The 13,149-nt window shown below is 70.7% G+C and carries 10 protein-coding genes and 1 riboswitch; of the genes, 9 read left to right on the plus strand and 1 reads right to left on the minus strand.

Annotation, left to right across the window (positions count from 1 at the left end):
- Positions 1-62 precede the first annotated feature (62 nt).
- Positions 63-280: riboswitch (cobalamin riboswitch) on the plus strand.
- Between the two features lie 194 nt (positions 281-474).
- The 9 genes from BM360_RS00345 to BM360_RS00385 all read left to right on the plus strand — a co-directional run bounded on the left by BM360_RS00345 (position 475) and on the right by BM360_RS00385 (position 12,709).
- Positions 475-2,487 (plus strand): TonB-dependent receptor plug domain-containing protein, encoded by a 2,013-nt coding sequence (locus BM360_RS00345; protein ID WP_093309247.1) that lies wholly within the window; start codon positions 475-477, stop codon positions 2,485-2,487.
- Positions 2,487-3,335 (plus strand): ABC transporter substrate-binding protein, encoded by an 849-nt coding sequence (locus BM360_RS00350; protein ID WP_093309250.1) that lies wholly within the window; start codon positions 2,487-2,489, stop codon positions 3,333-3,335. Before BM360_RS00345 ends, BM360_RS00350 begins: the two co-directional genes overlap by 1 nt.
- Positions 3,332-4,318 carry a FecCD family ABC transporter permease gene (locus BM360_RS00355; RefSeq protein ID WP_093309252.1) on the plus strand — a complete coding sequence of 329 codons (987 nt, stop codon included), beginning with the start codon at positions 3,332-3,334 and terminating at the stop codon, positions 4,316-4,318. Before BM360_RS00350 ends, BM360_RS00355 begins: the two co-directional genes overlap by 4 nt.
- Positions 4,315-5,082 carry an ABC transporter ATP-binding protein gene (locus BM360_RS00360; protein WP_093309256.1) on the plus strand — a complete coding sequence of 256 codons (768 nt, stop codon included), beginning with the start codon at positions 4,315-4,317 and terminating at the stop codon, positions 5,080-5,082. The genes BM360_RS00355 and BM360_RS00360 overlap by 4 nt, the downstream gene beginning before the upstream one ends.
- An 11-nt stretch (positions 5,083-5,093) precedes the next feature.
- Positions 5,094-6,062 carry a DUF6925 family protein gene (locus tag BM360_RS00365; RefSeq protein WP_093309259.1) on the plus strand — a complete coding sequence of 323 codons (969 nt, stop codon included), beginning with the start codon at positions 5,094-5,096 and terminating at the stop codon, positions 6,060-6,062.
- The gene (gene cobW, locus BM360_RS00370; protein ID WP_093309263.1) at positions 6,059-7,090 is read left to right on the plus strand and encodes a cobalamin biosynthesis protein CobW; all 1,032 of its coding nucleotides are present in this window, start codon (positions 6,059-6,061) and stop codon (positions 7,088-7,090) included. Before BM360_RS00365 ends, cobW begins: the two co-directional genes overlap by 4 nt.
- Positions 7,090-11,019: a cobaltochelatase subunit CobN gene (cobN, locus tag BM360_RS00375; protein ID WP_093309266.1), complete on the plus strand. Its 3,930-nt coding sequence runs from the start codon at positions 7,090-7,092 to the stop codon at positions 11,017-11,019. Before cobW ends, cobN begins: the two co-directional genes overlap by 1 nt.
- On the plus strand, positions 11,006-11,602 hold the full coding sequence (gene cobO / locus BM360_RS00380) for a cob(I)yrinic acid a,c-diamide adenosyltransferase (protein WP_093309267.1): 597 nt from the start codon (positions 11,006-11,008) through the stop codon (positions 11,600-11,602). Before cobN ends, cobO begins: the two co-directional genes overlap by 14 nt.
- A 66-nt stretch (positions 11,603-11,668) precedes the next feature.
- A complete protein-coding gene (locus BM360_RS00385) occupies positions 11,669-12,709 on the plus strand; it encodes a sodium:calcium antiporter (RefSeq protein WP_093309269.1) in 1,041 nt (346 codons plus the stop codon).
- A 17-nt stretch (positions 12,710-12,726) separates the two neighbouring features.
- Here BM360_RS00385 and BM360_RS00390 read toward each other — a convergent pair whose 3' ends face one another.
- Positions 12,727-13,143, minus strand: coding sequence for a cupin domain-containing protein (locus BM360_RS00390; RefSeq protein ID WP_093309270.1), 417 nt, complete (start codon positions 13,141-13,143; stop codon positions 12,727-12,729).
- Positions 13,144-13,149: the final 6 nt, after the last annotated feature.

Consider the following 13,149-nt stretch of genomic DNA (forward strand, 5'->3'; position numbering starts at 1 on the left):
CAAATCAGTTCCGCCGCGCCCCATGTTCCGCTAGAGGCCGCCGCGGATCGGGTCCGTCCCGGTCCGAGATGATCGCGCCGGTGCCCTCTCGGGGGCTTAAACGGGAATGCGGTGCGGGGGCGTTTCGCCCCTCAATCCGCGGCTGTCCCTGCAACTGTAAGCGGCGAGCATGATGTGCAGGCTCCGGAGCGATCCGGGGCAGCCACTGGGGAAACCTGGGAAGGCGTGCATCAGGCCTTGACCCGCGAGCCAGGAGACCTGCCGGCGTGCGTCGCTCATTGCTTTGGTCCAGGGGATGGCCGGGGCACGGAGAGATTCCGTTCGAGCGACTGAAGCCGCGCGGCCTTGGGGGCTGCAAGCGGCGCCTTGTGTCCGGCGCGCGTCCGCCGGCATGCGGCGCCGCCGGTTCGTCGCACGCCCGCGCCGAACGGCCCCGTCCGCGTCAGTCCGTTCGACGCGTGGGGGTTTTGTTCAGTGAAGTTCGCATCCATCTCGCTGCTGGCGCTCGCCGCCGCCGCGCCCGCCTTTGCCCAAAGCACGCCCGGGTCGCTCGACGCGCCCGACGATCGCGATGTGGTGGTCACCGCGTCGCGTTCGGGCGATGCGGTGCCGGCCAATATGATCGGCTCGTCGGTGACGGTGCTCGATGCCAAGGCGCTGGAAAGCCGCCAGACGCGCGTCCTGTCCGACGTGCTGCGCGATGTGCCCGGCGTTGCGGTCAACCGGACCGGCGGGGTCGGCGGCCAGACGCAGGTCCGCATCCGCGGCTCGGAGGCCAATCACGTCCTCGTCTTCATCGACGGGATCAAGGCCAGCGACCCGTTCTATGGGGAATATGATTTCGGCAATCTGCTCGCCGATGAAAGCGCGCGGGTGGAGGTGCTGCGCGGGCAGCAGAGCGCGCTCTACGGCTCCGACGCGATCGGCGGCGTCATCACCTACACCACGCTGTCGGGCCGCGAGGCGCCGGGCTATACCGCGCGGGTCGAAGGCGGCTCGTTCGGCACCGTCGCGGGCGCGCTCCGCGCCGCCGGGACGCTGGGTGAGACGGCCGATTACGCGCTCTCCGCCACCGGCCTCACCACGGATGGCTTCGCCACCGCCGAGGGCGGCGAGCGCGAGACGGGATCGGACAATGCCGCCGCCTCGGCCAAGCTCAACTGGGATGCAGCACCGAACCTGCGCGTCACCGCAGTCGCGCGCTACAGCTATACCAAGGCCGACACCAACGATCAGGACATTGCAGCGACGTCGCCCGTCGTGCTCGGCTATCCCGTCATCGCCACCGTCGACACGCCCGGCAGCTATTACAAGAACAGCGCCTTTTACGGCCTGCTCAGCGCGCAATTGTCGCTGCTCGACGGCCGCTGGACCAACGCGCTGTCGGCGCAGATCACCGACGCCAATCGCGACGGCTACAACGCCTTCGGCTACAGCTATGGCGATCGCGGCCGGCGCTATCGCGGCAATTTTGTCAGCGCATTCCGCATCGACGGGGGGCGCGCGAAGCATCGCCTGACGCTGGCGGTCGATGGCGAGCGGGAGGAGTTCCGCACGGTCGATCCGTTCGGCTTCGCCTTCACCGGGGAAAGCCACATCGATACGGTCGGCTTCGTCGGCCAATATGATCTGACGGTGGACGATGCGCTGGCCCTCGGCGCGTCGGTGCGGCACGATGTCAACAGCCGCTTCAACGATGCGACGACGTGGCGTGCCACCGCCAGCTACCTGCTGGACAGCGGCACGCGGCTCCGCGGCGCCTACGGCACCGGCGTGAAGGCGCCGACCTCCACCGAGCTGTTCGGCTATTCGGACGGGCAATATATCGGCAACCCCGATCTCCGCCCGGAAAAGTCGCGCGGCTGGGAAGCGGGCGTCGAGCAGAGCCTGATGGATCGGCGGCTCGTCCTCGGCGCCACCTATTTCCGCAACCGCTTCTTCGACCAGATCGAGACGGCCTATGTGTCGGTCGGTGGCCAGTTCCTGACGACCAGCCGCAACAACGATGCCGTGACGAAGCAGCGTGGTGTCGAGACCTACGCCAATCTGCGCGCGGGCGATTTCCGCGTCGATGCCAGCTACACCTATCTGAAGGCGCCGCAGACGCTGCTCGCGCTGGCCGGACCGGCGCCTGCGGGCGGCGGCTTCCAGTCGCCGGTCGTGGTCGGCGGGCAGGCGGTGCGCCGGCCGAAGCATATCGCCAGCCTCAACCTCAGCTACGCGCCGGAGGCCCAGCCTTTCTCCGCCACGCTCACAATCCGCTACAATGGGCGCCAGCGCGACTATGCGTTCAACAGCAGCTTCCAGCGGCTGATCGTCGGGCTGGACGATTATGCGCTGGTCAACCTCGCCGCCACCTACGACCTGACCGAGCGGCTGGAGCTGTTCGGCCGCGTCGAGAACCTGTTCGACGCCGACTATCAGGAGGTGTTCACCTTCCGCACGCCGGGCCGTGCCGCTTATGGCGGCATCCGGGCGCGCTTCTGATGCGCCGCGGGTCGGCGCTTCTGCCGGCCTGTCTCGCCGCCCTCGCGCTTGCCGGGTGCAGCGCGGGGGAGCCGGCGGTGCCGTCGCCCGGCGCACGGCCGCTCCGGGTGATGAGCCTCAACCAGTGCGCCGACCAGCTCGTGCTCGCGCTGCTGCCGCCGGAGCGCATCGCCTCCGTCACGTGGCTGTCGCGCGATGCCGGAACCTCCGCAATGGCGGCAGAGGCGGCGCGCGTGCCCGTCAATCACGGCCAGGCGGAGGAGGTGCTGGCGCAGTCACCCGATCTGGTGATCGCCGGCAGCTTCACCACGCCGGCGCTGCGCGGCATGCTCCGCCGGCTCGGCTATCCGCTGGTCGAGGTCGAGGATGCGGCGAGCTTCGCCGACATCCGCCGCATCACCCGCCAGATCGCCGAGGCGGTTGGGGAGGGCGCGCGCGGCGAGGCGCTGATCGCCGGCATGGACCGCGATCTCGCCGCGCTGGCCCGGCAGCCAACACAGGCCGTCCGCGTCGTGGCGTGGGATCGCAGCGGCTTTGCGGGTGGCGCGGGCACGCTTCAGAAGGCGATCCTCGATGCGGCGGGCGCGCGCAATGTCGCACCCGCGGACGCTCAGCGCCGCCCGGACATGGAAGCGCTCCTTGCCGCGCGCCCGGCGCTGCTGGTGCAGGGCTCCGCCGCACCCGCCGGCGCGAGCCTTGGGGACGACGTGACGAACCACCGCCTCGTCCGCCGCTTGTGGTCGGGGCGCACACTCGGCCTGCCGCAGGCCGCCTATGTCTGCGGCACGCCGGCCATCGCACGCGCGGCGCTCGGTCTGTCGCGGTCGCTGCGGGATCGCACGTCTTGACCGCACGCCTGCTCACCCCCGCGCTCGTGCTGCTGCTGATCGCGCTGGCCTCGACATCGCTGCTCGCCGGCACCGTCTGGCTCACGCCCGCGCAGGCCGCCGCGGCGCTCGTCGATCCGCGGGCCGATCTGGCGCAGCTGGTGATGGTCGAAGTGCGGCTGCCACGGCTGGTGCTGGCGCTGCTCGTCGGCGGCATCCTCGGCCTGTCCGGCGCGGTGTTGCAGGGGCTGCTCCGCAATCCGCTGGCGGAGCCCGGATTGCTCGGCGTCTCCTCGGGCGCGTCGCTAGGTGCGGTGATCGCCATCTATTACGGGTTCGCCGCGGGCTTTACGCTCGCGACGCCGCTGTTCGCGCTGGCGGGGGCGCTGGCAACCGTCGCGGTGGCGCTCGCACTCGGCCGTACGCGCGGCACGCTGTCGCTGATCCTCGCCGGTATCGCCGTGTCGGCGATTGCGGGGGCGGGCGTGAACCTCGCGCTCAACTTCGCGCCCAGCCCTTATGCCGCCTACGAGATCATGACCTGGCTGATGGGCTCGCTGGTCGACCGCAGCTGGGATCATGTCGCTCTCGCCGCCCCCTTCATCCTCGTCGGGAGCGTCCTGCTGTTCGCCACCGCCCGCGCGCTCGACGCGCTGGCGCTCGGCGAGGCGCAGGCGGAAAGCCTCGGCATCCACGTGCGGCGGACCTACCTGCTCGCGCTCGTCGGCACCGCGCTCGGCGTCGGCGCCGCGACGGCGGTGACGGGCGCGATCGGCTTTGTCGGGCTCGTCGCGCCGCATCTCGTCCGCGCCGCCGTCGGCCAGCGGCCGGGCGCGACCCTGCTGCCCGCCACGCTCGCCGGCGCGGCCATCGTGCTCGCCGCCGACATCGCCACGCGGCTGATCCGCACCGGGCCTGAGATCAAGCTCGGCGTGTTCGTCGCCGCGGTGGGTGCGCCCTTCTTCCTGTGGCTGGTGCTGCACGTGCGGCGGACGGGCGCATGATCGACCTTGCGCTGGAGGGCGTCACGCTTCGCCGCGGCGGTCGCACCGTGCTCGACCGGGTGGACCTGCGCTTCCCCGCCGGTCGCCTTACCTGCGTCATCGGCCCCAATGGCGCGGGCAAATCGACTTTGCTCGGCGTCGCCGCCGGCCTGCTTGCGCCGAGCGAAGGGAGCGTCGCGCTCGACGGCACGCCGCTGGCCGGGCTCCCCCGCCGCAGCCTCGCCCGCCGCCGCGCCTTCCTGCCGCAATCGCCCGCGGTCGAGTGGGGCATTCCGGTCGAGCGGGTCGTGGCACTCGGCCTCACCCCGCATCTGCCCGCCTTCGGCGCGCTGCCGGCGGCGTGGCAGGCCCGGATCGACGCCGCGCTCACCCGCTACGATCTCCACCAGCTCCGCCGCCGTCCCGCCACGCAGCTGTCCGGCGGGGAACTGGCGCGCGTCATGCTCGCCCGCGCGACTGTCGGCGATCCCGAACTGCTGATCATCGATGAGCCGACCGCCGGCCTCGATCCGCGCCACGCGCTCGATGCCGCCGCGCGGCTGCGTGCGCTGGCGGACGAGGGCTGCACCGTTCTCGTCGCGCTGCACGATCTCGATCTCGCGCTCCGTATGGCGGACGATGTCGTCGCGGTGAAGGGCGGCCGCGTTCTTGCCGCCGGCCCTGCGCTCGCCATCCTCGACGATGCGGTGCTGAGCGAGCTTTACGATACGCCCGCCCGCGTCATCCATGACAAGCATGGCGCCGCCGTCCGCTTCCTCGCCTGATCGGAGACCCTATGCAGCCCGCCCCCTTCGATCTCATCGCCGATCTCGTCGAGGATGCTGCGTGCGGCTTCAGCATCGCGAGCTTCGGCGTGGCGGGCGAGTTCCTTCGCGACGCGGACGAGCCGGTGGCGCTTCGCCGCGTGTCCGACCGGATCGAGATCTTCACCGCGCGCGGCGGCCTGCGCATCGTCGCCGTCGAACTGGCTGGGCTCGCCTGGGACAGCCTGTCGGCAGATGGCGAGACGTGGGGCCATGCCCTCTCGCTCTGCGTGCCGCGCCCTGCCACGCCGCCCCGCATCGTCCGCGCGCTCGGCCCCGATCTGGACGCGATCCGGGCTGAGGATCGCGATGGCCTGCTGTTCGACATCGGCGTCGGCTGCGGCGCGGTGACGATGGCGGTTCGCACCACGGACGCCACCCTGATCGCGGCGCTTGCCGCAGCGGAGGGGAAGCCGCTCCTCACCGCGCCCGGCCTCGTCGCGACCATGCTGGCGACCCAGCCGCACCGCGTCCTGCTTTCCCCCGCCGGGCGGATCGAGGTGTATCAGCCGATTCCGCCCGCCGACGGCAAGAGCCCCGAAGGCCCGCACACGCACCTGCTGCCGCAGCTGATCGACCGGGATCGACCCCACTCCGCCAACGTGCCCATCCCCGATGGCTGGCAGGCGGCGCTGACCGTCACGCCGCGCTCGCCATGGCGCAGCCCCGCGGGCGAGCGGCACCCTTATGACGCCGCTGCCGATGCTGCCTTCGGCCCGTTGTTCGATCGCTTCGGATCAACCGAGGACAAGGCGGTGGAGCGCGACCTGCTCGCCGCGCTGGAGGACGCGCCGGACTGGTGGCCGGCCGACCGCCGCGGCCGCACCCGCGCGCGCATCCTGCTGCGCCGGCTGCATGCGGCGGGCGATCCCGGCGTCGCTGCGTGGCGCGTCCGGCATGATCGCGCGCCCATCGAACTCGAAGAAGGAGAAGAAGCGTGAAGATCCCTGCCACCGTGATCACCGGCTTCCTCGGTGCCGGCAAGACGACTTTGATCCGTCACCTGCTCCAGAATGCGGGCGGCCGCCGCCTCGCGCTCGTCATCAACGAATTTGGCGATGTCGGCGTCGATGGCGATCTCGTGCGCGGCTGCAATGACGAGGCCTGCCCCGAGGAGGACATTGTCGAGCTGGCGAACGGCTGCATCTGCTGCACCGTGGCCGACGATTTCCTGCCGACCATGCAGAAGCTGCTCGATCGGCCGAACCCGCCCGAACACATCATCATCGAGACGTCGGGGCTCGCTTTGCCGAAGCCGCTGGTCAAGGCGTTCCAGTGGCCCGACATCCGCACGCGCGCGACGGTGGACGGCGTGATCGCGCTGATCGATGCCGATGCGGTCGCCGCGGGGCGCTTCGCCACCGACGAGGCTGCGCTCGCGGCCGCCCGCGCGGCGGACCCGAACCTCGATCATGACAGCCCGCTGGAGGAATTGTTCGAGGAACAGCTCGCCTGCGCCGACATGGTGGTGCTGAACAAGGCGGACCTCGTCTCGCCCGACAGGCTGGCCGATGTGGAGCGGCAGGTGCGGGCCGAGACGCGCGCCGGTGTCGGCATCGTCCGTGCGGATCACGGTGCCGTCGACATCGGCGCGCTGCTCGGCCTGTCCGCCGCCGCGGAGGACGATCTCGCCAGCCGCCCGTCGCACCTCGATGCGGGCGAGGAGCATGACCATGACGATTTCACCAGCTTCGTCTTCTCGGGGGGCGAGGTGGCCGATCCCGTGCGCTTCGCCGCCGGGCTGGAGACGCTGATCGCCGCGCATGACGTGTTGCGGATCAAAGGCATGGTCGCCGTCGCGGGCAAGCCGTCGCGCCTCGTTCTCCAGGCGGTGGGGCCCCGCATCCAGCAGTATTTCGACCGGCCTTGGGCGGCTGGCGAGCCCCGCGCGACCCGCCTCGTCGTCATCGGCCAGACCGGGCTAGACGAGGCGGCGATCCGCGCTGGCCTCGCCGCGCTCATCGGCTGATGCACCTCCTCGCCGCCACCCCCGGCACCGTCTCCAACGGCGATGAGGCGATCGACCTCGATCAGTCACCGGGGGATATCGTGCTGCTCACCGTCGCCGACAGCGATCTCGCCTGCTTCGCACATGCGGCGGCGACGGTGCGGGCGGGGGAGGCGGGGCGGCCGAGCGTGCGGCTGGCGAACCTGCTCCAGCTCAAACACCCTTATTCGGTCGATCTCTATGTCGAGAAGGTGATCGCGCAGGCGAAGTTCGTCTGCGTCGTCCTGCTCGGCGGCAAGAGCTACTGGCCCTATGGCATTGATGAAATCGCCGCTGCCGCGCGTGCCCGCGGCATCGCCTTCGCGGCCATCGCCGACGGGCGCGAGCCCGATCCTGCGCTCGCCACCGCCTCGACGCTGCCCGCGCCTGTCGTGGAGCGGTTGCGCGACTATCTGCGGCAGGGCGGCGTCGCCAATGCCGTCGCTTTCCTGCGCACCGCCGCCCGCACCATCGGCGCGGATCTGGGCGTGCCGGACGATCCGCTGCCGCTGGCGGACGCCGGCCTTTATCTCACCGGAGTCGAGCGGCCGACGCTGGCGGATGTGCGTGCGCGCTGGCTGGCGGGCCGTCCGGTCGTGCTGTTCACCTTCTACCGCGCGCTGGTTGCCGCGGGCACGCTGGAGGCGGTAGATGCGGTGGTCGCCGCGCTCGGAGAGCAGGGCCTCAACGTGGTCGCCGCGCACGTCCGCTCGCTGCGGGAGCCGTTCGCGCAGGATCTGCTCGCCGGGCTGATCGACGCGACCGTGCCCGACGTAATCGTCAACGCCACCGCCTTCGCCGCCTCCACACCCGGCGAGGCGCGTGTGGCCGGCGTGCTCGAGCGTGCCGACTGCCCGATCCTCCAGCTTGCCTTTGCCGGGATCGAGGAGGGCGAGTGGGCCGCCGCCGCGCGCGGGCTCGGCCCTCGCGATCTGGCGATGAACGTCGCGCTGCCCGAGGTGGACGGCCGCATCTTCACCCGCGCCGTCGCCTTCAAGGCGGCCGAGCGGTTCGACGCGCGTACCGAATGCGGCATCGTCGTGCCCCGCGTGCTGCCCGACCGAGTGTCGTTCGTCGCCCGCCTCGCCGCCAACTGGGCCACCCTCCGCCGCCCCCCCGCTGCCGACCGCCGCATCGCGCTGGTGCTGGCCAACTATCCCAATCGCGACGGCCGCATCGGCAACGGCGTGGGCCTCGACACGCCCGCCAGCGCCGCGGCGATCCTCTCCGCGCTGGCGGATGCCGGCTACGATGTCGGAGGCGCTCCGACCGACGGCGCCGCGCTGATGAAGGTCATGCTCGGCGGCGTCACGAACGACCTCTCATCCCTCGACCGTCATCCCGGACTTGTTCCGGGATCCACCGGGCGGCTGGACCCAGCCGCCGCAGGAGATGCCTCACGGTGGATGCCGGACCAAGTCCGGCATGACGAGGCAGCTTTATCGCTCTCAGACTATACCGCCGCCTTCGCCATGCTCCCCGCCACCGTGCAGGGCGCCGTGACCGAGCGCTGGGGTGCCCCCGCAGAGGATCCCTTCGTCCGGGACGGCGCCTTCCGCCTTGCCGTCCACCGCTTCGGCAATATCGCGCTCGCGGTGCAGCCGGCGCGCGGCTACAATCTCGATCCCAAGGGCAGCTACCACGATCCCGCGCTGCCGCCGCCGCACGCTTACCTCGCCTTCCACATCTGGCTGGAGCGCAGCTTCGGCGCGCAGGCGGTGGTGCATGTCGGCAAGCACGGCAATCTCGAATGGCTGCCCGGCAAGGCACTGGCCTTGTCCGAAACCTGCTTTCCCGAGGTCTGCGCCGGGCCGGTTCCGACGCTCTACCCCTTCATCGTCAACGATCCGGGCGAGGGCACGCAGGCCAAGCGGCGCATCGGCGCGGTGATCGTCGACCATTTGACGCCCCCGCTCACGCGCGCGGAAAGCTACGGTCCGCTCAAGCAGCTCGAAGCGCTGGTCGACGAATATTATCTGGCCGCCGGCATGGACCCGCGCCGCATCGACCATCTCCGCCGCGAGATCGTCGCGCTCGCCCGCTCGCAGGGGCTGGATGCCGATGCTGGCATGGTGGGCGAGGGGGAGGACGCGCTCGCCGCGCTCGACAATTATCTGTGCGAGCTGAAGGAGATGCAGATCCGCGACGGCCTGCACATCTTCACCCGTTCGCCCGAGGGCAGCCTCCGCCGCGATCTGCTGCTGGCGCTCGCCCGCACGCCGCGCGGTCATGACGGCGGCGGCCAGGCCTCGCTGCTCCGTGCCATGGCGGACGACCTCGCGCTCGGCTTCGACCCGCTCGACTGCCGCATGGGCGATCGCTGGAACGGGCCGCGGCCCGAGGTGCTGGCGGCGGTGTCAGGCGATCCGTGGCGCACCGCGGGTGATACGGTGGAGCGCCTGGAGCTGCTCGCGGCGGACCTCCTGGACGGTCAACCCAGCCACCCCCGTCATCCCAGCGAAAGCTGGGATCTCCGACTGACGAAGGGCCAGGCCGCACAAGATCCCAGCCTTCGCTGGGATGACGACGAGGGAAGCGGGCTCGGACCGAGAACCACCGCCGTCCTCCACGCCATCGCCACCGATCTCGCCCCCCGCGTCGATGCCTGCGGCTCGGCCGAGCGCTTGGCGCTCCTCGCCGGTCTCGACGGCCGCTTCGTCGCACCCGGCCCCTCCGGCGCCCCGACGCGGGGCCGGCCCGACGTGCTGCCCACCGGCCGCAACTTCTACTCGGTCGATACCCGCGCCGTGCCGACCGCCGTCGCGTGGGATCTCGGCCAACGCTCCGCCGCACTGCTCGTCGCCGACTATCTCCAGCGCGAGGGCGAATATCCGAAAGCGATGGCGCTCTCCGCCTGGGGGACCGCCAACATGCGCACCGGCGGCGACGACATTGCGCAGGCGCTCGCGCTCATGGGCGTGCGGCCGCGCTGGGAATGGACCAGCGGGCGGGTGACCGGCTTCGAGATCATCACGCTGGCGGAGCTCGGCCGCCCGCGCGTCGACGTCACCTTCCGCGTCTCCGGCTTCTTCCGCGATGCCTTCCCCGAACAGATCGACCTGATCGACAGCGCCGCCCGCGCCATCCAGTCTCTCGACGAGCCCGACGAGGACAATCCCGCCGCCGCCCGCGCCCGCGTCGAGGCCGCCACGCTGGTCGCCGAAGGGGCAGACGCCGTCACCGCCGCCCGCCGCGCCGGTGCCCGCGTGTTCGGGTCGAAGCCGGGGGCCTATGGCGCTGGCCTCCAGGCGATGATCGACGAGCGGCTGTGGCAGTCCCGCGCCGATCTGGCGGACGTCTATCTCGAATGGGGCAGCTATGCCTACGGTGCGGGCGTCGAGGGCGCGGCGGAGCGCGAGCTGTTCTCCCGCCGTCTCGCCACCGTCGATGCCGTCGTCCAGAACCAGGACAATCGCGAGCACGACCTGCTCGACAGCGACGATTACTACCAGTTCGAAGGCGGCATCGCGGCCGCGGTCGAGCATCTCTCCGGCCGCGCGCCCCGCGCCTATCACAACGATCACAGCCGCCCCGAACGCCCGCTCGTCCGCACGCTGGAGGATGAGATCGGCCGCGTCGTCCGCGCGCGCGTGACCAATCCCAAGTGGATCGCGGGCGTCATGCGCCACGGCTACAAGGGCGCGTTCGAGATCGCCGCCTCGGTCGATTACCTGTTCGCCTTTGCCGCGACGACGACGGCGGTGAAGGACCACCACTTCGACGCTGTCCACGCCGCCTTCATCGAGGACGAGGCGGTCCGCGCCTTCATGGCGGAGGCGAACCCCGCGGCGCTGCGCGAGACCGCCGCGCGGCTGGCCGAGGCGCTGGCACGCGGGTTATGGCGACCCAGATCGAACAGCGCGGGCGTCCTGCTCGCCGAGCTAGCCGGAGACGCCCATGCGCACCGATGAGGAACATGCCGCCAAGATGGCGAAGAAGAAGGCCGCGCACGATCGCATCGTCGCCGCCAAGCAGGTCGAGAAGGGGCTGCTGATCGTCCACACCGGCAAGGGCAAGGGCAAGACCTCGGCCGCGCTCGGTATGGTCGTCCGCGCGGTCGGCCACGGCAAGAAGGTCGGCGTCGTCCAGTTCGTCAAGGGCGCCATGGCGACGGGCGAGAGCGCGGTGTTCGAGCGGCTGGGCGTCGAGTTCAAGCCGATGGGCGAGGGCTTCACCTGGGACACGCAGGACCGCGCCAAGGACATCGCCTCCGCCCGCAGCGCGTGGGACGAGGTGAAGCGCATGATCGCCGATCCTTCGTACGAGATGGTGCTGGCGGACGAGCTCAACATCGTGCTGCGCTACGATTATCTGCCGCTGGACGAGGTGCTGGAGGTGCTTGGGCGCCGGCCAGAGATGAAGCACGTCATCGTCACCGGCCGCAACGCCCCCGACGCGCTGGTCGAGGCGGCCGATCTCGTCACCGAGATGACGCTGGTGAAGCATCCGTTCCGCGAACAGGGCGTGAAGGCGCAGCCAGGGATCGAATACTGATCCGGGAACGGCGCGCACGGCGAGGGCCGGCTGGAACAAGTGCAGGGCTGATCCCTTCCGGCCCAAATGCCTGATTTCGCCGATCTTCCGCTCTGGGCCATCGTCGCCGTCTTCCTCGGCGCTGCGGCGATGGTGTGGGCGGCGGGCAGCCGTCTGTCGGGCCAGGTCGATGCCATCGCGCGCAAGCTCGGACTCGGGCCTGCCTTTGCCGGGCTGCTGCTGCTCGGTGGCATCACCTCGCTGCCCGAGCTGGCGACGGTCACCACCGCGTCGCTCTCCGGCAATGCGCCGCTCGCGGTCAACAACCTGCTGGGCAGCGCCGCCATCGCCATGCTGCTGCTGGCGATCACCGACATGGTCTATGGCCGCGCCGCGCTGACCAGTGTCGTCGCCAATCCGGCCACGCTGATGCAGGGGGTGCTCGGCACGATGCTGCTCGCTGCCGTCGTGCTGGTGGTGACGACGGGAGACGTCGCGGTCGGCGGCACCGGGCTCGGCACCCTCGCGATCGCCGCCGGCTGCGCCTTCGCCATGCGCATCGTCGCAGGCTTCGAGCAGCGTCAGGTGTGGCAGCCCGCCGACGACGACGTGCCGACCGAGGAGGAGGCGGAGGCGAACGAGGCGGAGCGCCATCCGCTGCCGCGCCTCGTCGCCGTCACTGCAGCGCTGGCCGCCGTCGTCCTGGTGGCGGGCGTCACGCTGGCGAAATCGGCGGACGCTTTCGCCACGCGCACCGGCCTGTCCTCCGGCATCGTCGGCTTCGTGCTGGTCGCGGGCGCCACCTCGCTCCCCGATCTCAGCGCGCTGATCGCCGCTGCCCGCGCCAGGCGCTATGAGCTGGCGGTGGGGGACGTGTTCGGCACCAATCTGTTCAACCTGATGCTGCTGGCGCCGGCGGATGCCCTGTCGTCCGGCCCGCCCGTCTTGTCGGCGGCAGGCACGTTCGAGGCGGTCGGCGCGCTCGTCGCGCTGCTGATGACGGGCGCGTTCACCGTCGGCTTCCTCGAGAGGCGCGACAAGACCATCCTGCGGATGGGCTATGACGCCGCCGTGTCGATCCTGATCTTCGCTGGCGGAATGACGGTGATGGCGCGCTTCGCCAGTTGAAGCGCGCCACCTTGGCCTCAGCGGCCGACCGCTTCCTTCAGCTTCTTCGCCGCGCGTGACACGAAGCCTTCCTCCGCCGCCTCGGCTTCCGCCTTGGTCTTGAAGGCGACGCCTGCGGGCTCGGCCGGCGGCGCGTAGATGGAGTAGAGCTTCAGCGCGCCCGATCCCTTGGCCGTGATGTTGTGCTCCGCCCCCTTCGGGATGACGATCAGGTGGTTCGGGCCGACCTTGGTCTTGGCGCCGTCCACCTCGGCCTGGCCCTCGCCCGAGACGAAGAAGGTCGACTGGTCGGCATTGTGCGTCTCCATGCCGATCTCCTCGCCCGCGGGCAGGTTCATCAGCACGATCTGGATCTTGCTGTCGCGGTAGACCTCCTTCTGGAAGAAGTCGTTCTTCTCCGTCAGCTCAACGATGTCCTTGTTGAAAACCGCCATGTCGTG

This window comes from Sphingomonas jatrophae, assembly GCF_900113315.1.
GTDB classification, from domain to species: Bacteria; Pseudomonadota; Alphaproteobacteria; order Sphingomonadales; family Sphingomonadaceae; genus Sphingomonas_P; species Sphingomonas_P jatrophae.